Annotated in this window: 24 protein-coding genes; 7 read left to right on the top strand and 17 right to left on the bottom strand. The window is 69.1% G+C overall.

Annotated elements, in window-relative coordinates:
• Positions 1–3: 3 nt before the first annotated feature.
• The 4 genes from E1181_RS17880 to E1181_RS17865 form a co-directional block, all read right to left on the bottom strand.
• Positions 4–1,149 (bottom strand): LLM class flavin-dependent oxidoreductase, encoded by a 1,146-nt coding sequence (locus tag E1181_RS17880; RefSeq protein ID WP_132676228.1) that lies wholly within the window; start codon positions 1,147–1,149, stop codon positions 4–6.
• A 13-nt stretch (positions 1,150–1,162) separates the two neighbouring features.
• The gene (locus E1181_RS17875; RefSeq protein ID WP_235876850.1) at positions 1,163–2,176 is read right to left on the bottom strand and encodes an ABC transporter substrate-binding protein; all 1,014 of its coding nucleotides are present in this window, start codon (positions 2,174–2,176) and stop codon (positions 1,163–1,165) included.
• A 441-nt stretch (positions 2,177–2,617) separates the two neighbouring features.
• Entirely contained in the window at positions 2,618–3,934 is a 1,317-nt protein-coding gene (locus tag E1181_RS17870; RefSeq protein WP_132676227.1) for an MFS transporter, read from the bottom strand.
• A 104-nt stretch (positions 3,935–4,038) separates the two neighbouring features.
• Positions 4,039–4,689: a TetR/AcrR family transcriptional regulator gene (locus E1181_RS17865; RefSeq protein WP_132676225.1), complete on the bottom strand. Its 651-nt coding sequence runs from the start codon at positions 4,687–4,689 to the stop codon at positions 4,039–4,041.
• A 117-nt stretch (positions 4,690–4,806) separates the two neighbouring features.
• Here E1181_RS17865 and E1181_RS17860 point away from each other — a divergent pair, with 117 nt between their 5' ends.
• The 3 genes from E1181_RS17860 to E1181_RS17850 all read left to right on the top strand — a co-directional run bounded on the left by E1181_RS17860 (position 4,807) and on the right by E1181_RS17850 (position 9,722).
• Positions 4,807–5,649, top strand: a complete 843-nt coding sequence (locus E1181_RS17860; RefSeq protein ID WP_132676223.1) for a shikimate dehydrogenase — start codon at positions 4,807–4,809, stop codon at positions 5,647–5,649.
• Positions 5,642–7,462, top strand: coding sequence for a bifunctional sugar phosphate isomerase/epimerase/4-hydroxyphenylpyruvate dioxygenase family protein (locus tag E1181_RS17855; RefSeq protein ID WP_132676221.1), 1,821 nt, complete (start codon positions 5,642–5,644; stop codon positions 7,460–7,462). Before E1181_RS17860 ends, E1181_RS17855 begins: the two co-directional genes overlap by 8 nt.
• Positions 7,463–7,559: 97 nt before the next feature.
• Positions 7,560–9,722: a beta-glucosidase gene (locus E1181_RS17850; RefSeq protein ID WP_207922196.1), complete on the top strand. Its 2,163-nt coding sequence runs from the start codon at positions 7,560–7,562 to the stop codon at positions 9,720–9,722.
• Positions 9,723–9,736: 14 nt separating this feature from the next.
• Here the strand turns inward: E1181_RS17850 and E1181_RS17845 are convergent, their stop codons facing one another.
• The 3 genes from E1181_RS17845 to E1181_RS17835 all read right to left on the bottom strand — a co-directional run bounded on the left by E1181_RS17845 (position 9,737) and on the right by E1181_RS17835 (position 13,703).
• Entirely contained in the window at positions 9,737–10,600 is an 864-nt protein-coding gene (locus E1181_RS17845; RefSeq protein WP_132676217.1) for an NAD(P)-dependent oxidoreductase, read from the bottom strand.
• A 170-nt stretch (positions 10,601–10,770) separates the two neighbouring features.
• Positions 10,771–11,037, bottom strand: a complete 267-nt coding sequence (locus E1181_RS17840; protein WP_132676215.1) for a DUF3040 domain-containing protein — start codon at positions 11,035–11,037, stop codon at positions 10,771–10,773.
• A gap of 179 nt (positions 11,038–11,216) precedes the next feature.
• Entirely contained in the window at positions 11,217–13,703 is a 2,487-nt protein-coding gene (locus tag E1181_RS17835; RefSeq protein WP_132676213.1) for an ATP-dependent Clp protease ATP-binding subunit, read from the bottom strand.
• A gap of 279 nt (positions 13,704–13,982) precedes the next feature.
• Between E1181_RS17835 and E1181_RS17830 the strand changes: the two genes are divergently transcribed.
• Entirely contained in the window at positions 13,983–14,597 is a 615-nt protein-coding gene (locus E1181_RS17830; RefSeq protein ID WP_328590897.1) for a class I SAM-dependent methyltransferase, read from the top strand.
• 43 nt (positions 14,598–14,640) lie between these two features.
• On the top strand, positions 14,641–15,138 hold the full coding sequence (locus tag E1181_RS17825) for an XdhC family protein (RefSeq protein WP_132676209.1): 498 nt from the start codon (positions 14,641–14,643) through the stop codon (positions 15,136–15,138).
• Positions 15,139–15,196: 58 nt separating this feature from the next.
• Here the strand turns inward: E1181_RS17825 and E1181_RS17820 are convergent, their stop codons facing one another.
• From E1181_RS17820 to gvpJ, 8 genes are read right to left on the bottom strand one after another with little or no spacing between them, the layout of a single operon-like run.
• Complete coding sequence (locus E1181_RS17820; protein WP_235876849.1) at positions 15,197–15,526, bottom strand: gas vesicle protein K; 330 nt, start codon at positions 15,524–15,526, stop codon at positions 15,197–15,199.
• Positions 15,523–15,741 (bottom strand): gas vesicle protein, encoded by a 219-nt coding sequence (locus tag E1181_RS17815; protein WP_132676207.1) that lies wholly within the window; start codon positions 15,739–15,741, stop codon positions 15,523–15,525. Before E1181_RS17815 ends, E1181_RS17820 begins: the two co-directional genes overlap by 4 nt.
• A complete protein-coding gene (locus tag E1181_RS17810; protein WP_132676205.1) occupies positions 15,738–16,517 on the bottom strand; it encodes a GvpL/GvpF family gas vesicle protein in 780 nt (259 codons plus the stop codon). Before E1181_RS17810 ends, E1181_RS17815 begins: the two co-directional genes overlap by 4 nt.
• Entirely contained in the window at positions 16,510–16,893 is a 384-nt protein-coding gene (locus tag E1181_RS17805) for a gas vesicle protein (protein ID WP_132676203.1), read from the bottom strand. The genes E1181_RS17810 and E1181_RS17805 overlap by 8 nt, the downstream gene beginning before the upstream one ends.
• A gap of 16 nt (positions 16,894–16,909) precedes the next feature.
• Positions 16,910–17,323 (bottom strand): gas vesicle protein GvpO, encoded by a 414-nt coding sequence (locus E1181_RS17800; protein ID WP_132676201.1) that lies wholly within the window; start codon positions 17,321–17,323, stop codon positions 16,910–16,912.
• Positions 17,324–17,329: 6 nt separating this feature from the next.
• Positions 17,330–17,575, bottom strand: coding sequence for a gas vesicle protein GvpG (locus E1181_RS17795; RefSeq protein ID WP_132676199.1), 246 nt, complete (start codon positions 17,573–17,575; stop codon positions 17,330–17,332).
• A gap of 1 nt (position 17,576) precedes the next feature.
• Positions 17,577–18,353 (bottom strand): GvpL/GvpF family gas vesicle protein, encoded by a 777-nt coding sequence (locus E1181_RS17790; RefSeq protein WP_132676197.1) that lies wholly within the window; start codon positions 18,351–18,353, stop codon positions 17,577–17,579.
• On the bottom strand, positions 18,350–18,769 hold the full coding sequence (gene gvpJ / locus E1181_RS17785) for a gas vesicle protein GvpJ (RefSeq protein WP_408010091.1): 420 nt from the start codon (positions 18,767–18,769) through the stop codon (positions 18,350–18,352). Before gvpJ ends, E1181_RS17790 begins: the two co-directional genes overlap by 4 nt.
• 397 nt (positions 18,770–19,166) lie before the next feature.
• Between gvpJ and E1181_RS17780 the strand changes: the two genes are divergently transcribed.
• Positions 19,167–20,687: an acyl--CoA ligase family protein gene (locus tag E1181_RS17780; RefSeq protein ID WP_132676193.1), complete on the top strand. Its 1,521-nt coding sequence runs from the start codon at positions 19,167–19,169 to the stop codon at positions 20,685–20,687.
• Between the two features lie 112 nt (positions 20,688–20,799).
• On the opposite strand, the gene E1181_RS17775 is transcribed toward E1181_RS17780, so the two are convergent.
• Together E1181_RS17775 and E1181_RS17770 are read right to left on the bottom strand one after the other, a co-directional pair.
• Entirely contained in the window at positions 20,800–21,771 is a 972-nt protein-coding gene (locus tag E1181_RS17775) for a glycosyl hydrolase family 18 protein (RefSeq protein WP_165944657.1), read from the bottom strand.
• 162 nt (positions 21,772–21,933) lie between these two features.
• Positions 21,934–22,923 carry an NAD-dependent epimerase/dehydratase family protein gene (locus E1181_RS17770; protein WP_132676189.1) on the bottom strand — a complete coding sequence of 330 codons (990 nt, stop codon included), beginning with the start codon at positions 22,921–22,923 and terminating at the stop codon, positions 21,934–21,936.
• 417 nt (positions 22,924–23,340) lie between these two features.
• On the opposite strand from E1181_RS17770, the gene E1181_RS17765 reads away from it, so the two are divergent.
• Positions 23,341–24,915 (top strand): Rieske 2Fe-2S domain-containing protein, encoded by a 1,575-nt coding sequence (locus E1181_RS17765; protein ID WP_132676187.1) that lies wholly within the window; start codon positions 23,341–23,343, stop codon positions 24,913–24,915.
• The last annotated feature ends 68 nt before the right edge of the window (positions 24,916–24,983 follow it).

The following is a 24,983-nucleotide window of genomic DNA, read 5'->3' as shown; positions in this document are numbered from 1 at the left end:
GGGTCAGTGCGGCGCGGGCTCCAGGTCGCGCACGGCTCCGGGCGAGCTGTTTTCCCGCAGGCCCCGCCGCGCGAGCTCGGGGTGCACCCCCTCGCCGAACCAGTACGCCTCCTCCAGGTGCGGGTAGCCCGACAGCACGAACTCGTCGATGCCCACCGAGTGGTACTCCTCGATGAGGTCGGCGACCTCGGAGTGGCTGCCCACCAGCGCTGTTCCGGCCCCGCCGCGCAGCAGCCCGACCCCCGCCCACAGCCCGGGGTGGACCTCCAGGTCGCGGGCGCTGGAAGGCAGGACGCCGCCGTGCAGCGCGGCCATCTTCTGCTGCCCGACGGCTTCGGTCTTGGCGATCTTGGCCTGCGAGGCCGCCACGTCGGCGGGGTCCATCTGCTCCAGGAACCGCTGCGCCGTGTCCCACGCGTCGGCGCTGGTGTTGCGGGTGATGACGTGCGCGCGCAGGCCGAACCGCAGCTCGCGGCCCTCCTCGGCGGCCAGCTCCCGCAGCCGCTGCACCTTGCGCCCGACCGCCGCCGGCGGCTCTCCCCAGGTCAGGTGCACGTCCGCCCGCCGGGCGGCCACCGGCAGCGCGGCGTCTGAGGATCCGCCGAAGTACAAGGGCGGGACCGGTGCCGGGGGCTCGAAGGACGTCGCGCCGCGCACGCTGTAGTGCTCACCGTCGAAGTCGAAGGGCTCGCCCGCGAAGATGCCGCGCATGATCGCCAGGAACTCGTCGGTGCGGGCGTAGCGCTCGTCGTGGTCGAGCCAGTCGCCGTAGCGCTGCTGCTCGGTCGACTCACCGCCGGTCACGATGTTGAGCAGCAGTCGCCCGTCGGAGACCTTCTGGTACGTGCTGGCCAGCTGCGCGGCCAGCGTCGGCGACAGCGAACCCGGCCGGAACGCGACCAAGAACTTGATCCGCTTGGTGCGCGCCAGCAGCGCGGCGGTGGTGATCCAGGCGTCCTGGCACCAGCTGCCGGTGGGGGTGAGCATGCCGGTGAAGCCGAGGTGCTCCACGGCTTGGGCGACCTGCGCGAGGTAGTCGATGTCGGGTCGGCGCGGCGTGTCGGCTCCGGTCGGCGTGGTGTGCGGGCGGTCCACGACGGACCGGCCGTCGCCGTGGGTGGGCAGGAACCAGTGCGTGGTGATGGGCATGGGGGAGGTCCTCTTAGACGGTCGCGAGCTGGGTCGCGAAGCGGTTGTCGACGTAGTCGGCGAAGGCGAACCTGCGCGGGATCTCCTTGGCCGCCACGAAGGCGTCGGCGAGCTCCTGCTGCGAGCGGACGACCCGCTGGTCGAGCGGGATCGGCAGGTCGGGTCCGAGCTCGGTGGCCTTGCGGGTGACCTCGATGGGCAGCCCGGTGTCCTCCGACCACGCCTGGGCGCGCTTCTCGCGGTTGGTGTCGGCGAAGCGGTACGCCCGCGACAGCCGTGAGAGGTAGTCGGCGATCGCCGAGTTGCGCCGGGCGTCGGCCAGCGCGGCGGTGCCGGCGACCTGGAAGCTGTAGCCGTTGGCGCCGCCACCGCGCCCGTCGGCGATGACCCGCGCACCGGATTCGAGCTGGACCTGCGCGAAGTACGGGTCCCAGATCGCCCACGCGTCCACCGCGCCCTGCTTGAACGCCCCGAGCGCGTCGGCGGGCTGCAGGAAGACGAGCTGGACGTCGTTCGGCGTGAGTCCGACGGCCGCCAGCGTCTGCAGGATCTGGCCGTGCGCGGAGCTGCCCTTGGAGACCGCGATCTTGCGCCCGCGCAGCTGGTCGCGGGACTGGAGCGGGGAATTCGGCAGGACGACGAGCGCGTCGCTGGCGACGTTGCCCTGGGAGGCGGCGACGATCTTGATGTCGGCCTTGGCCGCGGCGGCGAACAGCGGGGGAGTGTTGCCGGTGCCGCCGATGTCGATGGCGTCCGCCGACAGCGCTTCCAGCAGCGGCGGGCCCGAGGTGAAGGTCGCCCACTCGACCTCGTACGGGAAGTCGTCCAGCCCGGCCGAGCGCAGCAACGACTGGGACGCGCCCTTCTGGTCGCCGACGCGGAGCGTCGCACCGGCCAGCTGGTCGGGCGGGATCGGCGGCGGGACGGGCGCGGAGGCGGCATCACCGCCGCGGCCGCCGGAGCACGCGGCGAGCAGTCCGGCGGCCGAACCGGCTGCGGCCAGGGAAAGGAAATCACGACGGCGCAAGGTGTTTCACTCCATCTGCGAGGCACGACGAATCCACCCGATGACGCGAGGTCAGCGGGCGCGCGCGAGGGGACGGTCGGTTCTGGTCAGAACTGACCGGGAATCAGGGTTGGGGGCGAGTTCGGGACGAGAACCGCCCGGGAGTCCTCGAGGGGTCTACGGAGCCGGACAGATGGAGCTGGCCTGCCGTCGCAGATCGACGTGCAGGCGCCAGGAGAAGGCGTTCCGGGTGAACACGACCACGGATGCTCGCAGCACCCCGCCCGGAGGTCAACGCACGAGCCCCCGGTCCCACGGGGCGGGATCTGCTGCACGCCGGACGCGCTCGAAGCACCGGGAGTCCCGGATTTCAGTGGAAATCACCGACCCCGATTTCAGTGGAAATCCGGTCCGGAGTTCCGCTGAAATCGGGGTCGGGAGTGATGCGCCCAGCGGAGTGGGTCAGACGGTTGCGGGGGTCTTGCGCGCGCCCAGCTCGGGTGTCGGGACCCGGTGGGTCTCGCGTGCGGAGGCCACCGCGATGATGTTCAGCGCGCACAGGCCCGCGGTGAACAGCGCGACGTAGGCCCAGCCTTCACGCCCACCGCCGATCGCCTCGGCGATGCTGGGGGAGAACCCGGCCAGCGCGAAACCGATCTGGGTGCCCACGGCCATGCCCGACAGCCGCACCTTCGCCGGGAACATCTCGCCGTAGAAGGCCGGCCAGATCCCGTTGGTGGCGCTGTAGACGACGCCGAACAGCAGGATGCCGAAGGTGAAGATCAGCGCCCAGCTGCCGACCGACAGCGACCACAGGTAACCGAACATCAGCACCGCGCACCCGGCGGAGCCGCCGATGAACACCGGCTTGCGGCCGACCCGGTCGGCCAGTCCCGCCCACAGCGGGATCGCCGCCAGCGCAACGATGTTGGCCAGCACGCCCACCCACAGGATCGGCGTCTTGGCCAGGCCCACGGTGTTCACCGCGTAGCTGAGCGCGTAGACGGTGAAGATGGTGCTCACCGCGGCGATCGTCGATGCGACGACCACCCGCAGCACGTCGGCCCAGTGGTCGCGGAACAGCGGCAGCAGCGGGGTCTTCTCGCGCTTGGCGTCGGCGACCTCCTCGACGAAGACCGGTGTCTCGTCGAGCTTGCTGCGGATCACCAGTCCGACGATCACGACCACCGCGCTGAGCCAGAACGGAACCCGCCAGCCCCAGCTGACAAGGTGCTCCTCCGGCAGTGCGGCGACCGGCAGGAACACCGCCGTGGCCAGGATCTGCCCGGCCTGCGTACCGCTGAGCGTGAAGCTCGTGTAGTAGGCGCGCCGGTGCGCCGGTGCGTGCTCCAGCGACATCGAGTTCGCCCCGGCCTGCTCGCCCGCTGCCGAGAATCCCTGCAGCAGGCGCAGTGCGACCAGCAGCGCCGGTGCTGCCAGGCCGATCTGGTCGTAGGTGGGCAGGCATCCGACCAGGACCGTGGAGATCCCCATCAGCAGGACGGTGAACACCAGCACCCGCTTGCGGCCGAAGGCGTCGCCGATGTGGCCGAGGATGAACGCCCCGATCGGCCGCGCCAGGTAGCCCACGCCGAAGGACGCCAGCGCCAGCAGGGTGCCGGTCGCGGGGTCGGAGGTGGGGAAGAAGATCTTGTTGAACACCAGCGCTGCGGCGGTGCCGTAGATGAAGAAGTCGTAGTACTCGAGCGCACTTCCGATCCACGCGGCGATCGCGGCTTTGCGCGGTTTGCCCTGGGTGGCTCTCGGGCCGTCGGTCACTGTCTGCTCCAGGAAGTCCGTGCACCGTTGCGCGGTGACTTATGAACCATCTAGTTAGTTCTCAAGACTGTGAAGCGCCCGCGAACGTGTGTCAAGGCCGTGTTTCAGTCCCGTGACAGGAAGCCGAGCACCATGTCGCCGAGCATCCGGCGGTAGTGGTCGCGTCGCTTCGGGTCGAGCAGGTCGCGCTCGAAGATCGCCTGGAACGTGTAGCGGTTGGCGGTGCGGAACACGCAGAACGAGCTGATCATCATGTGCACGTCGAGGGCGTCGACGTCCTCGCGGAACCGCCCGTTCTCGCGCCCGCGCCGCAGCACGCCGTCGAGCACCTCCACCGCCGGCCCGGCCAGCCCGGGCAGCAGCTCCGACTTGGTCAGGTGCTCGGCGCGGTGGATGTTCTCGATGCTGACCAGCCGCAGGAAGTCCGGGTGCGACTCGTGGTGGTCGAAGGTCAGCTCGGCCAGCCGGCGGATCGCCTCGGCGGGTTCGAGCGCGTCCACGTCGACCTGGCTCTCCAGGCCGCGGATGACCGCGTAGGCGTTCTCGAGCGCGGCCAGGTAGAGCTGCTCCTTGCCGGAGAAGTAGTAGTAGATCATCCGCTTGGTGGTGCTGGTCCGCGCGGCGATCTCGTCCACCCGGGCGCCGGCGTAGCCCTTGTCCGCGAACTCCTCGGTGGCCACCCGCAGGATCTCGGCGCGAGTCCGGTCGGCGTCGCGCTGCTTGATCGCTCCGGTGTCGGACGTCGGTGCGGCCACGATGCTCCCCTGCGATTGTTGCACTTCAGCGTCACTCTAGTGCACGGAGTCTTCCGGGGGAGCGCCTCGTGTGCCTACAATTAACTAGCTAGTTCGTTACTTAATGGGGAGTGCGGAGTGCGCGACGGCTACCTGGTGGGGCTCATCGGATCGGGCATCGGCCCGTCGCTGAGCCCGGCGTTGCACGAGCGGGAGGCCGCCGAACTCGGCCTGCACTACCGCTACCGGCGGTGGGACCTCGACGATCTCGGCGAACAGCCGAGCGCCGTCGGCGAGCTGCTGGCCCGCGCCCGCGCGGAGGGCTACCGGGGGCTGAACATCACCCACCCCTGCAAGCAGCTCGTGCTCGATCACCTCGACGAGATCGACTCCGACGCCGCAGCGCTGGGCGCGGTCAACACCGTCGTCTTCGACGGCACGCGCGCCCTCGGCCACAACACCGACCACTCCGGGTTCGCCCGCAGCCTCCAGCGCGGACTGCCCGACGTCGCGCTGGACCGGGTCCTGCTGCTCGGCGCCGGAGGTGCCGGAGCCGCCGTCGCGCACGCGCTCCTGGGCCTGGGAGCGGGGGAGGTCCGGATCGTCGATCTCGACGCCGACCGCGCCGCCGAGCTGGCCGCCTCCCTGCCCGAACGCGCGGTCACCGGCGGGCGGCTCGACGATGAGCTGGACAAGGCCGACGGTCTGGTGCACGCCACACCCACCGGCATGGCCGCCCACCCCGGGCTGCCGGTGCCCGCCGCGCTGCTGCGGCCGGAGATGTGGGTCGCCGACGTCGTTTACCGGCCGCTGGCCACCGAACTCGTCGTCACCGCCCGCCAACGCGGCTGCCGGGTGCTCGACGGCGGCGGCATGGCGGTGTTCCAGGCGGTGGACGCGTTCCGGCTGTTCACCGGCTTGGAACCGAACGCCGAACGGATGCTGCGGCACTTCGCCGAACTGGAGGGAGCGCATGTCTGAGCCACGACGGTCCATCGCCACGGTCTGCCTGTCGGGCACCCTGGAGGACAAGCTCGCCGCCGCCGCTGCGGCCGGTTTCAACGGCGTGGAGATCTTCGAGAACGACCTGATCGCCTCGGCCGCGTCGCCTGCCGACATCGGCGCCCGGTGCCGAGACCTGGGCCTGTCGGTCGATCTCTACCAGCCGTTCCGCGACTTCGAAGCCGTTCCGCCCGCGCGGCTGCGCGACAACCTGCGCCGCGCCGAGCGCAAGTTCGACGTCATGGAGCAGTTGGGCGCCGACCTGGTGCTGGTCTGCTCGACGGTGTCGCCGGACGCCGTCGACGACGACGAGCTGGCCGCCGAGCAGCTGCGGACGCTGGCCGACCGCGCCGAAGCCCGCGGGATGCGGGTGGCCTACGAGGCGCTGGCCTGGGGACGTTTCGTCAACACCTACGAGCACTCCTGGCGGATCGTGCGCCGCGCGGACCACCCGGCGCTGGGGCTGTGCCTGGACTCCTTCCACGTGCTCTCCCGCGACGGCGATCCGTCGCTGATCCGCACCATCCCCGGCGAGAAGCTGTTCTTCCTGCAGCTGGCCGACGCGCCGAAGCTGGACATGGACGTGCTGCAGTGGAGCAGGCACCACCGGCTGTTCCCCGGTCAGGGCTCGTTCGACCTCAAGACCTTCGCGGGCAACGTCCTGGAAGCCGGATACACCGGGCCGCTGTCGCTGGAGGTGTTCAACGACGTCTTCCGGCAGACCGATCCGAAACCCGCTGCCGTGGACGCGATGCGGTCGCTCCGGCTGCTGGAGGAGCAGCTCGGTATCCCGGTCGCCGAACCCGCACCTGACCTCGACGGATACGCCTTCACCGAGCTCGTCGCCGACCCCGCCACCGCCGCCCGGCTGGCCGAGGGGCTCGCCGCGCTCGGTTTCACCGAGACCGGGGAGCACCGCAGCAAACCCGTGCGGCGCTGGGAGCAGGGCGGTGCGCGGGTGCTGATCAACACCACCGCGTCCACCCCGGACACCGCGGAGATCGGTGCGCTGGCGGTGGAGAGCTCGGACCCGCTGCGCTCGGCGCGGCGGGCCGAGGCGATGAGCTCGCCGATCCTGCCGCGCGAGCACGGACCGCAGGAAGCGGGCCTGGCCTCGGTCGCCGCGCCCGACGGCACCGGCGTGTTCTTCTGCGACACCGCCGCACCCGACGGCTGGCTCTCGGACTTCCGCGACACCGCGGCTCCGGGGCGGGGGCTGGGGATCACCGGCATCGACCACGTGTCGCTGACCCAGCCGTTCGACCACTTCGACGAGGCCGCGCTGTTCTGCCGCTCGGTCCTCGGCCTGGAACCGGAGGAGATCACCGAGTACGCCGCGCCGTTCGGCATGGTCCGCAACCGCGGGATGGTCGACGCCACCTGTTCGGTGCGCATCGCGCTCAACGGCACCCTGGTCCGCCGCGGCGAGTGGGCCCCGGCCGTTCGCGATCCGCAGCACATCGCCTTCACCTGCACCGACGTGATCGCGGCGGCCGAGCAGCTGGGCGCCTCCGGTGCTCCGGTGCTGCCGATCCCGGACAACTACTACGACGACCTCGACGCCCGCTTCGGTCTCCGCCCGGAGCTGCTGGAGACCCTGCGGCGCTGCTCGGTGCTCTACGACCGCGACGCGGGCGGCGAGTTCCTGCACCTGTTCACCGAGCTGTTCGGCTCGCGGGTGTTCCTCGAACTCGTGCAACGGGTCGACGGCTACGCGGGCTACGGCGTGGCGAACGCTCCGGTCCGCATGGCCGCGCATCGGAGGCAACGGATGACTGCATCTGGACGATGATCCACCGCGTTCTCTGGCGGAAACTGGGCGAAATCGTACGACGTACGGAGTGAGAGGGGCCCTGCGCCAGATGCAGCGAGTGAATCGTCGGACGCTCATGACCGCCGCTGGGATCGCCGGCCTGGCCACCGTGCTGCCGACCGGGACGGCAGCGGCCGCACCGGGTCGCTGCGGAGATCACGCCTGGTGCGACCCCGGGCGCTCGCCTGACGAACGAGCGGCGATGGTGCTGCGCGAGCTGACCCTGGACGAGAAGATCTCGCTGCTCGGCGGTGATGACCTGGCCGGTGCCGCCGGACCCGGGCACACCGGTACCGGTCACGGCGTCGAACGGCTGGGGATTCCGCCGGTCTACTACGGCGACGGCCCCGTCGGTTCCCGGCAGGGCAGTGGCACCTCGATGCCCTCGGGGGTGTCGCTGGCCGCCTCGTTCGACCCAGAGCTGGCCAAGACCTACGGCGCCACGGTGGCCAACGAGGTGCGGTGCAAGGGCAACGACGTGGTGTTCGGCCCGACGGTCGACGTGCTGCGCGTGCCCACCTCCGGCCGCGCCTTCGAAGGCTTCGGCGAGGACCCGTACCTGTCCTCGCGGATCGGCGTCGGCTGGGCGGCCGGAGCTCACTCCGAAGGCGTGATGGTGTGCGTCAAGCACTTCGCCGCCTACACGCAGGAAGGCGTCCTCGGCGTCGTCGGCTCGCGGATGCTCTACAACGCCGTGGTCGACGAGCGCACGCTGCGCGAGATCTACCTGCCGCCGTTCGAGGCCGCCGTGCGCGAAGCGGGTGTCGGCGCGGTCATGGGCTCCTACAACCGCGTCGGCGGCCAGTACGCCTGCGAGCACCAGTGGTTGCTCAACGACCTGCTCAAGCACGAGTGGGGTTTCACCGGCTACACCATCGCCGACTACGCCGCGATGCACTCCACCGGGAACTCGCTGGCCAACGGGATGGACTTCGAACCGTGGCCCGCGCTGGTGTACTCGCCGGCCGCGATCCGCACCGCCCTGGCCACCGGCCAGGCGGCGACGTCCGATGTGGACGAACACGCTCGCCGCATCCTGCGCACGATGTTCTCGCACGGCATCTTCGACCGTCCCGCCTATCCCGACGACGACAGCCAGATCGACAAGAAGGCCCACCTAGACACGGCCGGGCACGTCGCCGAGCAGGGCATGACGCTGCTGCGCAACGACGGGCTGCTGCCGCTCGACCCGGCCGCGCTGCGCGGCAAGACCATCGCGGTGATCGGTGAGGCCGCCGAGAAGTTCGTGCAGGGCGGCGGTTCGTCCTCGACCACCCCGTACAGCTTCGCCTCCCCGCTGCAGGGCATCCAGCAGCGCGGCGCCGAGGCCGGCATCACCGTCGTCCACGAACCCGGCACGACCCCGGGCGCGGCGGCCGAGGCCGCCCGCAACGCCGACATCGCGGTGGTCGTGGTCTCGGACATGATGTCGGAGTTCCTCGACAAGCCGAACCTCGACCTGGACTCCGGCATCGCCCAGTTCCCGCCGCCCGCGCTCGGCAACCCGCTGGCCAACCAGGACGCGATCATCGAGGCCGCGCTCGACGCCAACGTCAACACCGTCGTCGTGCTCGAAACCGGTGGTCCGGTCGCCACGCCGTGGCGGTACCGCACCCGCGCGCTGCTGGAGGCCTGGTACCCGGGTGCGAACGCGGGCACCGCGATCGCGCGCGTGCTCTTCGGCGACGTCGACCCCGGCGGACGGCTACCGCTGACCTTCCCGGACAGCGACGACGACGTGCCCACCGCCGGTGACATCGCCCGCTACCCGGGCAAGGGCTTGGACGTGCACTTCACCGAAGGCGTGTTCGTCGGCTACCGGCACTACGACGCCCGCGAGATCGAGCCGGCGTTCCCGTTCGGCCACGGCCTGTCCTACACCTCCTTCGCCTACTCCGACCTGCGCGTCTCCGGTGAGAAGGTGAGCGTGGTCGTCACCAACACCGGCAACCGGACGGGACACGCCGTACCGCAGCTCTACCTGGGCCTGCCCTCGCCGCGCGCGGACGTGCCGCAGCCGCCCCGGCAGCTCAAGGGCTTCGCCAAGCTCACCCTCGATCCGGGGCGCTCGGCGTCGGTGGAGTTCACCCTGACCGACTCGGCCCTGTCCTACTGGGACGAGCTGGCGGGTGGCTGGACCGTCGCGGCCGGTGACTACCGGGTCCACGTCGGCGAATCCTCCCGGGACATCCGCGGCGACGGCACCTTCACCGTCGCCGCCGAACGCCGGGTGCGGTGAAGCTGTCCTCGAGATCAGGGCTTGGAGGCGTAGTAGACGGCGGCCATGTCCTCGTCGGCGTGGCCCGCGGTCAGGGCTCGGGCGAACCGGGCCCTGACCGCCTCGGCCAGGTCGAGGCGCACGCCGGCGCTGGCCGCCTGGGACACCAAACCGGCGTCCTTGGCGGCGGCGCTGAGGGTGAACGCGGGTGGGAACTCGCCGCTGATGATCGCCGCGCCCTTCATGTGCGCGTAGGCCGAGTCGGTCGCGGTGCCCTTGATCGCCGCCAAGAACTCCGACGGGTCCACGCCCAGGTCCTCGGCCAGCGCGATCGATTCGCCCACGGCGTTGGTCAGCGTCAGCACCCAGTTGTTGGCGACGAGCTTCAGCCTCGACCCGCCCGCCTGCGACGGGTCCTCGCCGACCCACTGGGTGCGCGAGCCGATCGCGTCGAACAGCGGCGCCACGACCTCGCGCACCTGCGGAGCGCCTGCGGCCAGCACCACCAGCTCGCCCTTCTCGGCCGGGAGCTTCGTGCCCAGCACGGGGGCGTCGACGACGGTGACACCGCCGATCTCGGCCGCGGCCGCGCACACCGCCTCCGTTCCCGGCAGACCGATGGTCCCCATCTGCGCCCACACGCCACCGGTGTTCAGCGCGGCGGCGGCCTCCCGACCGGCGCTGAGCGTCGAGTCGGCGTCGAGCAGCATCGTGACCAGGACGTCCGCGCCTCGCGCGGCCTCGGCGGGGGAGTCGACGATGACCGCACCGGTCTCGGCCAGCGGCTCGGCCCGGCTGCGCGTGCGGTTCCACACCCGCAGGTCGAATCCGGCTGCGGCGAGGTTGCGCACCATCGGCGCGCCCATCGTGCCGGTGCCGAGGAAGGCGACTGTGGTCATGGCGAACTCTCCCAACCCAGAGGACTCGAATTCGCCGCCGATTCTCCCCGCACGCCTTCCGGCGCACCAAACCAACACACCACCGGTGTGTTGGTGCCGGGCGCGCGCAAAGGGTTCGGGCGCAGGGCGTTTCCCGGCCGGAACGGGACGAACCGGCCACAGTGGATGATTCAGAGGAGCTCGATGCGCCAGGTGCGGGAGATCAGCAGGAACCCCGTCAGAGCCGCGGCGGTCAGCGCCGCCGCGCCCTCGTTGAGGAACAGGCACATGAGCGACAGCACGCCCGCGCAGGCGGCCAGCGTCATCCGGGCGGAGACGCGGGCGCGCAGGTAACCGAAGGTGCTGGTCTGGCTGAGCCTGCGTGCGAGCTTGGGGTCCTCGTCGACGAGCTGCTGCTCGATCTCGCGCAGGCGGCGTCGTTCGTCCCTGGGAAGCATGGCCCACCTCCACCGGGTAGTACCGCCTGGTTGAACAAGTATCGCAACGTTGGAACGTGCTGTGAAGGGTCAATCCAGGCGACCTCCGCAGCAACCCGCAACCCCGTGACCAGCGATGGGGCATTTCACGACGAGAGGCGGGCACCCGCAGGTGCCCGCCTCTGGAGCTCGCTCGGCCGTCACGCGGCGACAGGGGCCTCCACCTGGAGGTCCAGGCCGCCGTCGCGGGTGCCGACCCGCAGCCGGGTGCCCTCGGTGAGCTCGCCGTCCAGGATCAGGTCGCTGATCCGGTCGTCGACCTCCCGCTCGATGGCCCGGCGCAACGGCCGCGCACCGAACTCGGGCTGGTAGCCGCGCTCGGAGACCCAGGTCACCGCGTCGTCGTCGAAGACGACCTCGACGCCCAGGTCGGCCAGCCGCTTCGTGGTGGTCGCCAGCAGAGCACGGGTGATGGTGTGCAGCTGCTCGCCGTCGAGGCGCTTGAACACGACGATCTCGTTGATGCGGTTGAGGAACTCCGGCCGGAAGGCGTCCTTGAGCTTCGGCATGACCCGCTCCTCCAGGTCCTGGGTGGGGCTGCCGGCGGTGAAGCCGATCTTGCCGCCCGCGCTGGAGACGACCTCCGAAGCCAGGTTGCTGGTCATGATCAGCACCGTGTTGCTGAAGTCCACCGTGCGGCCCTGACCGTCGGTCAGGCGGCCGTCGTCGAGGACCTGCAGCAGGGTGTTGAACACGTCCGGGTGCGCCTTCTCGATCTCGTCGAGCAGAACCACGGAGTAGGGGTTCCGCCGCACGGCCTCGGTCAGCTCACCGGCCTCGCCGTGCCCGACGTACCCGGGCGGGGCGCCGACCAGCCGGCTGGCCGTGTGCCGCTCCTGGAACTCGCTCATGTCCAGCCGGATCATCCGCTGCTCGTCGCCGAACAGCGACTCCGCCAGCGCCTTGGCCAGCTCGGTCTTGCCGACACCGGTCGGACCCAGGAACAGGAAGCTGCCCACCGGACGGGACGGGTCGCCCAGTCCGCTGCGCGAGCGCCGCACCGCGCGGGCCAGCGCCCGCACCGCGTCGTCCTGCCCGACGACCCGCTCGTGCAGCTCCGACTCCAGGTTCTGCAGCCGGACCTTCTCCTCGGCGGTCAGCCGGGCCACCGGAACACCGGTCGCCCGGGAGACGACCTCGGCGATGTCGGCCGGACCGACCTCCAGCACGCCCGAACCGCCCTGCTCCAGCCTTGCCTGCGCGGCGGTGATCTCGTCGCGCAGCGCGGAGGCGCGCTCGTAGTCCTCCTCGGCGACCGCCTCGTTCTTGTGCTGCTCCAGCCGCTCGACCCGCTCGCGCAGCTCGGTGTCGTCGGCGACGCCGGCGTTGAGCCGCTTGCGGGCACCGGCCTGGTCGATCAGGTCGATGGCCTTGTCCGGCAGGAACCGGTCGTTGATGTACTGGTCGGAGAGCTTCGCGGCGGCCTGCACGGCCTCCTCGGTGTAGCTCACCTTGTGGTGCTTCTCGTACTGCTCCTGCAGCCCCCGCAGGATCGTGACCGTGTCGGTCACGCTCGGCTCGGGGACCTGGACCGGCTGGAAGCGGCGCTCCAGGGCCGGGTCCTTCTCGATGTTCTTGCGGTACTCGTCGAGCGTGGTGGCACCGACGACGTGCAGCTCACCGCGAGCCAGGCGCGGCTTGAGCATGTTGCCCGCGTCCATCGCGCCCTCGGCACCACCGGCGCCGACGACGGTGTGCAGCTCGTCGATGAACACGATCAGCTCGCCGCTGTGCTCGGCGATCTCGTCGATGACCTTGGTCATCCGCTCCTCGAAGTCACCCCGGTAGCGGGTGCCGGAGAGCATCGCCGAGAGGTCCAGCTGCACGACCCGCTTGCCGGTGAGCACCTCGGGCACGTCACCGGAGGCGATGGCCTGGGCCAGTCCCTCCACGATCGCGGTCTTGCCGACGCCGGCCTCACCGACCAGCACCGGGTTGTTCTTGGTTCGACGGGACAGGATCTCGATGGTCTGCTCGATCTCGTCGGCGCGGCCGATCACCGGGTCCAGGCCGCCGTCGCGGGCCTGCTCGGTGAGGTCGCGGCCGTACTCGTCCAGCGTCGGCGTCTGACCGCCGCTCGGGCTGGACTTCGGCGTCTGCTGCGGGGTGGGCCGCTGCCCGGCGTCGCGCAGGGCCTCGGGGCCCGCACCGGCACCGGCCAGCAGGCGGCCGGCCTCGGTCTCGGGGTTGGCCGACAGAGCCAGCAGCAGGTGCTGCGGACCGATGTAGGTCGAACCCAGCGCGCGAGCCACCCGGTGGGCGTCGGCCAGCGCGGTGCGCGCGGCCAGCGTCAGCGAGACGGACTCCTCGGCGACCGGGCTGCCCGCAGCGGGCAGGTGGCCTTCGACCTGCTTGGCGAAGGACTCGGTGTCCACGCCCAGCTGGCCGAGCTGCGCCCGGGTCGGCTCCTGCTTGGCGGCCGACCACAGCAGGTGCAGGGCGTCGAGGCTGCCCTGCCCGCGGTCGCGGGCGAACTTCGCGGCCTCGCCGACCAGCTGTTGCGCCTGCTCGGTCATCAGCTCGGTGATGTCGACGCGGCGCGAGCCGCCCGTGGAGTCCTCGGCCCCGAAGAAGCGCGCGAAGTACTCGTCGAACGGGCCACCGACCGGTCCGAAGAACGTCGCCATTACTTACCTCCTCGTGACGGTGTTGCTCAGCATCGCCGCCATCTACTTGAGTCTGTCACTATCAACCAACATAAGTGAGCGCGCCGTAATTCCAAGTTGATCGTGGAGTGGTTCGCGTCACGTCCGAGGCGGGTCGCCAGGTGCTCAGCCCGCTGCGGCACCGCAGGTGTGGTGGTCCCCGCGCGGATTCGGCTCGCCGATGTGTTGACCTCCAGTTAAGTGGAGGTCGCAGGCTGAGGTGACCTGCTCAGATGAAAGGGACACCTCATGGGAACGTCTGTGGATCGCTCAGTATTCGACGAGGCCTATGTGGCGGGCACCGCACCGTGGGTGATCGGCGCGCCGCAGCAGGCGATCGTCGAGCTCGAACGCGGCGGTGAGATCGGGGGGCGGGTGCTCGACCCCGGCTGCGGCACCGGCGAGCACACCATCCTGCTGACCGAGCTCGGCTACGACGTGCTGGGCGTGGACTCGGCGCCGCGCGCGATCGAACTCGCCCGCGCCAACGCCGCCGCCCGCGACGTGCCCGCGCGCTTCGAGGCAGCCGACGCGCTGGCGCTGACCGGCGGACCCTTCGACACGGTCGTCGACAGCGCCCTGTTCCACGTCTTCGGGGAAGAGGACCAGCTGCGCTACCTGCGCAGCCTGCACGGCGTGTGCCGGCCGGGCGCGACGGTCCACGTCCTGGCGCTGGCCGACGCCGAGCCCGCGCTCGGACCGCGCGTCGCCGAAGCGGTGTTCCCGCGCGTGTTCACCGACGGCTGGCGGTTGGAGCGCGTCCGCCCGAGCACCTACCGGGGCGTCGCGCGCGGTGATCACGCGCAGGCCCACCGCGTCGCCGAGGGTGCTCAGGTGGACGTCCCCGCCTGGCTGGCCACCGCCACGCGGCTGTAGCGGTGGTGGTCCCGGCCGGGGCGCTGCTGGCATGCTGGGGCGCATGACCGAGGATGCCGCGTGCGCGGTCGCGCACGGTGAAGTGCCAGCCGAATCCGGGCAGCGAGTGCTGGCGGCGGTCTTCGCCTCGCCCGTCGCCGAACACCTGCTGCGCTACGGCCGGGACCTCGGCTACGCCACGATGCTCATCGAACCCGACCCGGAACGCGCCGCGGGCCTGGACGCTCTGGCGGAGGTGCCGGAGCTGAGCCCCGGCACGGACCTGGTCGTCACCGACCACCACCGCGACGAGCTCGGACCGGTGCTGCGCGACGCGTTGCGGCACGAGGCCCGCTGGATCGGGATCATGGGCAACCCGCGCCACGAGGGTCCGCACGTCCAGGCCCTGCGCGACCTCGGTGTGGACGACTCCCAGATCGAGCGGGTGCACCGTCCCATCGGGCTCAACATCGGTTCGCGCACGCCACCCGAGATCGCCATCGCCGCGCTGGCCGGTCTCATCGCCGACCGCAACGGAAAACCGGGCGGCTTCGAGTTCTGATCGTCCGCTCGGGGGCGTGCTCGTGCACCCGGCGTCGGGGCAGCGGGCTCGACACCGCTCACGGCCGGTCCCGATCGTCGGGCAGCAACGAACCGAGCGGTCCGAGGTCGAGGTTGAGGTCTTCCGGGGAGAGCCCGAAGTGGTCCTGGAGCTCGGACATGGCCTCCGCCAGCTGCATGAGGCCGAGTCCGAGCTCCTCGATCTGCTCCTCCGACAGATCGCCTTCGTCGACCCGGCGCAGCGCCTGCCGCTCCATGAGCTGACGCACGAGTTCGACCAGGGTGAGAACCAGGCGCACGAGGTCGCGTTTGATCGACTCGGAGTCCGCTTCGATCCGGTTCTGCAGGCGTCGCGATCGCGCGTGCACGTCGTTGTTCGGTTCGGTCACGTCGGTGGTCCCTCCTGCGCCGTGGTCTCCGCGTGGATGGAGGTGATGAGCGCCCGCAGGGAGACCTGGACGAGGTCGACGTCCGCGAGCGAGATCGTGATGTCGCCGGCGATGACCACGCCCCCGGCCAGGAGCCGGTCCAGCAGGTCGACGAGCGCGACGTCGTGGGGTCCGCGCAGCTCCACCGGTGCCAGGTCGCGTTCCTCGGACGTCATCGCTGCTCCTGCTCGTCTTCCAGGATCGTGGCGAAGGAGTACGGCGGCCACGGTCCGGTGAGTTCGAACCTGAACTTCGGGTGGCCGTGCGCCAGCTCTCGCAGCTTCTCCTTGAACGCGCTCTCGCGGGTGTCGTCGACCAGGTAAGCGCCGTTGAGCACCATCACGCCGTCGTAGTCCGCGAGTTCGCGGCTTTGCGGTGGGTGGGCGGTCGACTCGTCCGCCAGCTCGACGAGCGACGCGTGAACCTCGGCCGCGTGGTGCAGCGCCTCCTGCTGCGCCTGCTCCCGGCTCACCGCGCGGCGGCGAAGCCGCTGCAAGTACGCGGCGCCGGGCCGCTCGCCCCGGGGCTCGCTCGAGCCGGGTTGAGCGGCGGAGATGTCCGCGTACGCCTTGACGCCCCACTCCGTTCGGCCGGTGACCCGGTCGAGCACGGTCTCGAACCTGTCCGCCCGGTCCGCGAGGCACTCGCGCACGCGGCGGTCGTTGTAGTAGACGGTGGCGAACCCCATGGGTGCCACCGGCAGGACGTTCGCGGCCGCCTCGACGACCCTGTTGTGGTCGCGGACCGCCTTGCCCAGCCAGTCGAGATCCTCCAGATTGCGGCGCAGCGCCGATTCGCCGAACTCGTCCTCGGCGACGTCGCTGACCAGCGCGCTCAGGCCCGCGACCTCGACCCAGCGGACGGTCGATCCAGCGATCCCCTCCAACTCGGACGCGAGGTCAGCGTCCTGTCCGCGAGCGATCGCGTACACGTAGGTCAACGGTTCAACCACCACGCCGCTCCTCGTCCTCCTCGGCGTTCGGGGGAGTCTCAGCGGAACCGGATTCGAGCTCGCGCACCTTCCGCTCCAGACGGCGGTTCTCGTGAACGAGGTCGCGCTGCCCCGAGGACAGCGACGGGTCGTGCTCCCACCAGTCGATGCCCATCTCCCGTGCGCGTTCCACGGAGGCCACGACGAGCCGGAGCTTGATGGTGAGCAGCTCGATGTCGAGCAGGTTGACCCGGATGTCGCCGGCGATGACGATGCCCTTGTCGAGCACGCGCTCCAGGATGTCGGCGAGGTTCGCGGACTCGGGCCGGGAAGAAAGCGCACCCGCCTGCCCGTACCTCGCCGGAGGGCCGGTCTTGCCGCCGTTCGGCTCCGTCATCCGGGTCCTCCCTCGATCAGCGCTCGTTTCCGCGCCCCCGCGCGTAGCGGTCGACGCGGCGATACGAGACGAGCTGGCCGCTGTGGTCCACCGCCGCCTCGTACACGGCCAAGAGGTCTGTGCTGTCGGGCACCCGATGGCTTTCGACCACTTCGACGCCCACGAGCCAGCCGTCGTCGGTGCGTTCCAGCGAGGTGACCCCCTCCGACTCACGCCCGGTGAGCGCCGTGACGTGATCGACCGCGACCTTCGCGGCCTCCGCGGCGCCGAGCCGACGGGTCTGCTCCTGAGCGGGCTCCTCCTGGCGACGTGGTGCGTTCTCCTGCTCCTCGTCGCGACGGCGACGTCGTCGCTCGGTGGGCTCCGACGCCCGACGCGACGGCGGACGTTCCCTGCGCGGCTTCGCGTCGTCCCTGGCATCACCGGGCACTGCGGATCACGTCTCCTCGGTCCGGTTCTGCGCCTCCACCAGACGGTCCAACAGCGCCCTCTGGAGGTCGTCCCGCTGCTCGTCGGTCAACTCCCCAGCGGCGTGCGCGTCTTCGACCTTCGCCAGCTCGTTGCGCACCACCGCCGGGTCGTAGTACTCGGCCTCCGCCGCTTCCTTGAGCCTCTCCGCCACCCACACCGTCGCTCGGGCCGGTTTCAAGGGGAGGTCGAGGAACGCCGTGATCAAACCCATCTCAGTCCTCCCGCACGAAGTCGTACGGCGCGAGCGGGCCGATCTGGCGCAGGCCGACCCGCTCGGTCCACTGCTGCGCGAGTTCCCCGAGCGCGGCTTCGAAGTCGGAGACCTGATCCCGATCGACGAGGAAGGACACGTGCAGGGCTTCGGACTCGCCCACGACGTCGTGGACTCGCGACCGCAGCGTTGCCGAATCGGTCGCCCGGACCAGGTGCTCCGCATCGGCCCGGCGCTTGGCCAAGACCGCGTCGTGGACCAGTTCTCCCAACCGAACGCGTTCGTCGTAGGCGGCGTCCTCCGCGATACCGCGCAGCTGCTCGCGCAGTTCGGCGATCGCGGGGTCCTCCGCGACGACTTCGCGCAGGTGCGCATCGTCGAGGTAGGTACCGCGGACCGCGTACTGGATCGTGCCGTCGAGCTCGGCGAGCGCCGATGCGAACTCGTCGCGATGGGGTTCGAGGAGTTCGTCGGCGACGGCGTCGGCATCGGCGAGGACGGCACCGAACCGCATGGGCAGCACGGTGGTATCGGCTGCGACGGAATCCAGCACGCGTTCGTGCGCCAGCAGGTCCTCGGGCGCGCCGAGCGGGCGGTTGATCTCCAGGTCGCTGATCAACGCCGACAGCCCACCACGTGACACCACGCGCACCTCGGATTCGCCCCCGACAGCCGGGAGATCACCAGGCGCGGCCTCCTGCTCACGCATGATCCCGTACACGTACGCACCGTGCCTCGTCTCGGCGCGGCTCTGCTGGTGATCGGCCTGCGCGGTCATTCCTCCCGCTCCCTCCGCTGGGCGCTTCGCTTGGGTCGCGCCGGCTCCTTCTCCCGTTCGCGGCTGTTGTCGCGGAACTCGTCGACCGTGTCCTTAGCCGCCTCGATCACTCCCTTCGTCTTGCCCTGCGAACCGCTCTCGGTGACGCCCTCGACGAGCTCGGGCAGGTCCTTGCCGCCCTTCTCGTGCAGGTCCAGGCGGTTGGTCGCCTCGGCGAAGCGCAGGTAGGTGTCCACGCTGGCGACCACCACGCGCGCGTCGATGGTGATCAGCTCGATGCCGACGAGCGACACGCGCACGAACGCATCGATCACCAAGCCCTTCTCCAAGATGAGGTCCACGACGTCGGCGAGACTGCTCGCCTGTTGCTTGGAAACAGCGGAACTTCGGCTCTGTTGGTTATTTGCCACCGTCACGGAAGCAACCTCCCCGCGTCCGCAGCTTGTGCGTCTCCGGTCTCTTCCTCGCGAGATCTTGTTCGGCATCCGAATGGATAGACTCGGAGTACCCCGGTTTCCGCGAAACACACCTTGTGCGGGCAACGTGTTCGGCGCGCGACGAAGGGTGCCGGGATGGGCCGCGTCGACCACGTCGTGAGGCCACTGTGGACGGCTTCGAGCGGCTCCGAGGTCGACTGCCGGGATCACACCTGCGTCGACGCTTCCGCTGAGATCGAGTTCGTGCGAGGTGCCAGGCCTCCGGGTCTCGCCGTGCCTCTCGCCGGACGGTTCGCGCTCGCGAACTCTCGCACCTGGCCGATCCGGGTGGTTATGCTCCGCGCACCCAACGACGGGTGCAGAAGGAGGCTTGAGGTTGACCGGGATCGCTTTTCGGGAACTGAGTCCGGTGTCCTTCCTGGAGCGCGCGGCGGCGGTGTTCGCCGACCGGCCGGCGGTCGTCGACGGCGATCGCCGGGACACCTACGCGCAGCTCTGGGACCGCGCGCAGCGGCTGGCCGGGCTGCTGGCCGCGCGGGGAGTCGAACCCGGTGATCGGGTCGCGGTGCTCTCGCCGAACACGCACCTGCTGCTGGAAGCGCACTACGGCGTCCCGCTGGCCGGTGCGGTGCTGGTCGCGCTCAACACCCGGCTGGCCCCGTCGGAGATCGCCTACATCGTGGAGCACAGCGGGGCGAGCCTGGTCCTGCTCGACGCCGAGTTCCGGGAGGTGCTGGGGGAGCAGCCGATCCCGGTGATCGACTCGGAGTCCTACGACGACCTGGTCGACGCCGCCGAACCGCACCGGGTCGAGGTGACCGACGAGCGGTCTCTGCTGTCGATCAACTACACCAGCGGCACCACCGGCCGTCCCAAGGGCGTCATGTACCACCACCGGGGCGCCTACCTGCAGGCCCTGGCGATGGCGTACCACGCCAAGCTCGACACCTCCTCGCAGTACCTGTGGACGCTGCCGATGTTCCACACCAACGGCTGGTGCTTCCCGTGGGCGGTGACGGCTGCCGGGGGCGTGCACCACTGCCTGCGCAAGGTCGACCCCGGCGAGATCTGGCGCGCGATCGATGCCGAGGGCATCACGCACTTCTGCGCCGCGCCGACCGTGCTGACGATGCTCGCCGAACACCCCGACGCGCGGACGCTGGACCACGTGCTGCGCGTGTTCGCAGGTGGAGCGCCGCCGTGGCCCGCGCTGCTGGCGCGGATGAGCGAGCTCGGGTTCGACATCCGCCACCTGTACGGGCTCACCGAGACCTTCGGTCCCGCCGTGGTCTGCGAGTGGCAACCGGAGTGGGACAGCGCTGACCCGGAGCACCGCGCGTGGCTGATCGCCCGCCAGGGCATCGCCAACGTCGTCGCCGAACCGGTGCGCGTCACCGACCCCGAAGGCAACGACGTCCCCGCCGACGGGCGGACGCCGGGCGAGATCCTGCTGCGCGGCAACGACGTCATGCTCGGCTACTACCGCGACCCCGAGGCCACCGAGAACGCCACCCTCGACGGCTGGTTCCGCAGCGGCGACCTCGGTGTTCGCCATCCCGACGGCTACGTCGAACTGCGCGACCGCCTCAAGGACGTGATCATCTCCGGCGGTGAGAACATCACCTCGATCGAGGTCGAGAACGCCCTCACCGCCCACCCCGACGTGCTGGAGGCCGCCGTGGTCGCGGCCCCGCACGAGAAGTGGGGTGAGGTCCCGGTCGCCTTCGTCAGCCTGCGCGAGCGGTCGAGCGCCGGGGAAGCCGAGCTGATCGACTTCGTCCGCGCCCGCATCGCCGCGTTCAAGGCGCCGAAGAAGATCGTCTTCGGCGAGCTGCCCAAGACCTCCACCGGAAAGCTGCAGAAGAACGTGCTGCGCGCGAAGGCCGTGGCCGAATGAGACCTAGGCACCTCCGGCCTGGTCCGCGAGTGCCTGCGGAACGTTGCCAACGGTCCACGACCGCATTCCTCGTTCTCTCGGCGAAATCGATGCCTCCGCTCTGGAATGCGATCTAGCGGGGTGGCGGAGGGCCGGGGCAGGGGAGCATCTTCCAGTCGTCGTTGATCTTCTTCCACAGCAGCTGGTCTTCCGGTCCGAAAACCCAGAGGTACACACCTCGGACGCCGAATTCCCGGGCCAGCTGGAACTTGACCGCGGAGCTGTAGGCGTTCTCGAACCACACCGTGTGCTCGGTATCGCCCTCCCAGTAGCGAAACCACGGCGTCTCACTCTCCTCGTCCCACTGCACCTCCGCGTTGTGCTGCTGGCTCAACTCATGAGCCCTAGCCCACGAGACGGGAGGTGCGACGCCCACGCTCCAGTCGTAGCCGTAGGCCGGAACCCCCAGGACGATCTTGTTCGGCTCGATCTGCGTTGTCGCGTAGGCGAGCACGTCACGTACCCAAAAACCAGGAGCGACCGGCCCGGGTTCGGATGTTTGCCAGTGGTAGTCGTAGGCCATCACTCGAACCTCGTCGGCCGCTCGCGCGATCGCGCCGTAGTCCTGAGCGCGGTTGGGCTCGCTGTTGCCGGCGTCGCTCGTCTTGGCCGAAACGGTCACCGCCAGCTTCTTTCCCTTGCTGTGCAGCGCTTCTCCCAAACGGGTCATGAACTCGGTGAACGCGGTGCGGTCAACGGCGCGGAGTTCCTCGTAGTCGATGTCGATCCCCGCGAAGTTCTGGCTGACCGCCAACGCGGTGAGGTCCTCGATGTGGTCCCGCATCACGGCCGGATCGTGCAACATCCGGGAGATGGGCTCGTACTGCCACCCGCCGTCGAAATGGTTCGCGACTGTGGGAATGGTGGTCAGCCCGGACGCGTAGATCGACTCGAGGTTCTTCGTGTCCTCAGCAGAGGGATTGGACAGGTGGGGGGAGATCTCTCCGTCCGGGCGAACGCCGTAAACCCAGGGCGAGGTCCCGGTCAGAGTCCGCGCGTGCGCCCCCACTTTGGCTGCTCCGTCGGCCAGGTTCCAGTACGGCACCGACATGAGGGTGACCCGTTCAGGGTCACATCCCAGGGGCGGGGAGGGGCCGGGGGTCGCGCAGGCCGCCGCGAGAAAGACCAACAGCGTGCTGAGCTTGACCGTGCTGCGCGCTCCTCGCCGTGCTCTGCCCGCCGGCGTCCAGAAACTTGGCACCCTTGCTCAGCCTCCAGACTTGAGAACGGGCTGCGGGGCGGCACGTTGGTGAGCGACGACGGACTCGATGATCTGGTCGAGAGTGCGGGTCGGCGAGAAGCCGACCTGCGCGCGCGCCTTGCCGCAATCCGGTACTCGGCGCAGCGTGTCCTGATAGCCGGGGCCGAAAACCTCCGCGTAGGGGACGTGCGTGATGTCGCTCGACGATCCTGTGATCGCGATGACACGCCGTGCGAGTTCGTCGATGGTCACCTGTTCGGAGCTGCCGACGTTGAACACCTGGCCGTAGGCGCCGGTGTCGCGGAGCAGGGAAACAAGAGCGGGAACCACATCGAGCACATGGCAGAAGCACCTGATCTGCTGACCGCTGCCGAAGACCGTGAGCGGCTCCCCGGCGAGAGCCTGCGCGACGAAACGGGGGATGACCATTCCGTAGCGGCCGTTCTGGCCTGGCCCCACGGTGTTGAACAGTCGCACGATCACCGCACCAAGCCCGTGCTCTGCTGCGTGGACGTAAGCGAGCGTCTCGTCCAATGCTTTTGCTTCCGCATAGGACCAACGGCTGTGCAGCGGGGAACCGAGAATCAGGTCGTCGTCCTCGGTCAGGCCGATCTTCGTGTTCCGGCCGTACACCTCGCTCGTGGAGGCCACGAGAACGGGACGTTGATGACGACATGCCGCTTCGACGACGACCTCGGTCCCGTGGATGTTCGTCTGAAGGCTCTCGAGGGTCTTCTGCGAGATCGTGAAGGTGCCGACGGCCGCGGCGAGATGGAAGATTCCGTCCACCTCGGACGCGCATTGGTTCACGAGTTCGGAGTCGCGCACCGAACCCTCGATGATCTGCAGCCCGGGTTCTTCGGTCGCGGACGCAAGATTTCGTTGGGTACCCGTGCTGAGATCGTCGAGCGCCAGGACCTCGTTTCCGGTCCGCAACAGGTGCGCGGTCAGATGTGATCCAATGAATCCTGCACCGCCGGTTATCAGGAATCTCATCGCTCTCCTTACAGCCATGACGAGCCAGCGTCCCAGCGCCGGCCTGCCTGCTTCCCGCCGGGCGTACCGCGTTTGGTAGATCGGGTCAGCAAATGTGGGTCAATATCGATAATGCGGAGGCGGTTCTCCCCTTTGTGTTGCGGGTATTTACCCCTCAACAGCCCACTGTGCACCACCTGCGGCAAGCAATGAGCGACGAAAGCGGAAACCACTCGATCGAGTGAGGGCTTCTTGTGGTTCTGGCATTAGCCGTGTCTTATGGGCGGCAGCCGCTACGCCGGACTATTAGATCATGGGCGACCGACTTGCGGGGACTTACGGGTTTTGCAGGGGCCAAGGACCTTGCGGGACTGCGGATCTTCTGGGGACAATGCAAAGACCTGACGCCGATACTCGGGGGGCGAGCGAGGGGGAATCATGGAAAATCTGAACACTTCGGTCCGCTTTTACGGGCACGCCAGCATCTTTGTTCAGACGCCGACATCGTCGTTGGTGACCGACCCGTGGTTCTCATCGAGGGGCGCGTTCCTGTCGAGTTGGCATCAGTTCCCGCGGAATGACTTCCTCGACCTCGGGGCGCTGCGCGAAGTGGACTACGTAGTCCTCTCGCACGAGCACCGGGATCATTTCGATGTCGATTTTCTGCGGACGCTCAGTCCGTGGACCAAAATCATCATTCCGAAATACACTGATGACTACCTGCTGAACGAGCTGAAGGAAAACGTTTCGAACGAAGTCCTGATCGCGCCGTCGCACCAGAAGTTGAACCTGTCCGATGATCTGGCTCTGACGCCGGTCGTGCAGTCGGTCCCGATCTGGGACGACTGCACGCTCGTCATCGAAACACCGGAGACGACCATCGTCGATGTCAATGACATGAAGGTGTCGGCCAAAGACCTGGACTGGATCCGGGATTCATTCGACATCGACTACCTGTTCATGCAGTTCTCCGGGGCGAACTGGCATCCGTACGTGTACGACTACACTCCTGAGCGGAAGAAGGAGATTTCCCGTGCCAAGCGGGAGAACAAATTCGCGACGGTCCACAAAACGTTCGTCGCCTCGAAAGCGCGTTGGTTGGTCCCCACTGCCGGCCCGCCCTGCTTTCTGGACCCGCAGCACTACGAGCTGAACTTCGACGGGGACTCGATCTTCCCCACTCAGGCCGACTTCTACCGATATGCCCAGCGTGAAGGGTTCGCGGATCGAACGATCGTCCTGCTTCCCGGAGACGAGGTCGTGGGCGACGCGGATCACCCAGTGGAAAACGAGAATCGGTTGAACTCCGATTGTTTCATGCGCAAGGCGAGCTATCTGGAAGAATACCAGCGTGAGCGGTTGCCGTTGATTCGTCGCGAACTCGACTCGATCCCTCCCCCGGAGGGGTCGCTCCTGCGCAAGCTCCAGGAACACTTTCAGCCGCTCATCGCCTCCTCGGCGTTCTTCCGGCGACGTATCGGCGGCAGAATGCTGATCCGCACCACAGGGGAACATCCGGAATCCATGGTCGTGGATTTCACCAGATCTGAGAATTCGGTTTACCCGCACGCCGGTGAGAGCTGCTTCTACACGTTGGAGATCGAGGACAAGCTCCTGAACCTCGTGCTGGACCAGAAGCTGAGCTGGGAAGAACTGCTGCTCAGCCTGCGAGTCCGGGCCAGCAGGGAACCCGATCAGTACAACGAGTCGCTGGTGGTCTTCCTCCGGTTCGCTGACCCGGAGAGTTACCGGGCGTATGCGCGCTATGAGAGGCGGAAGCAGCTCGACGAACGAGCGGTCGTGCACGACAACGGGCAGGCGTATGAGATCCAGCGCTACTGTCCTCACGCGATGGCGGACCTGTCGAAGGGCGAGATCCGGGATGGATGCATCGTATGTCCTGGCCACGGATGGGCGTTTCGGCTCTCCGATGGGCAGTGCACCACGAGTTCCGACACGATCGCGGCACGCCCGCTCCAGGCCACCGCTGATGCCGGGGGCAGTTCGGGCTGATGGAGTGTTGGTGCTGGTCATCCTGGGATTCGGCCTTCCCGGTGTGCCGCGACGAACTGAGGCTTCAC

The sequence above is a fragment of the Saccharopolyspora terrae genome (assembly GCF_004348435.1).
GTDB classification, from domain to species: domain Bacteria; phylum Actinomycetota; class Actinomycetes; order Mycobacteriales; family Pseudonocardiaceae; genus Saccharopolyspora; species Saccharopolyspora endophytica.
This window is presented reverse-complemented; position numbering and strand designations above follow the sequence as displayed.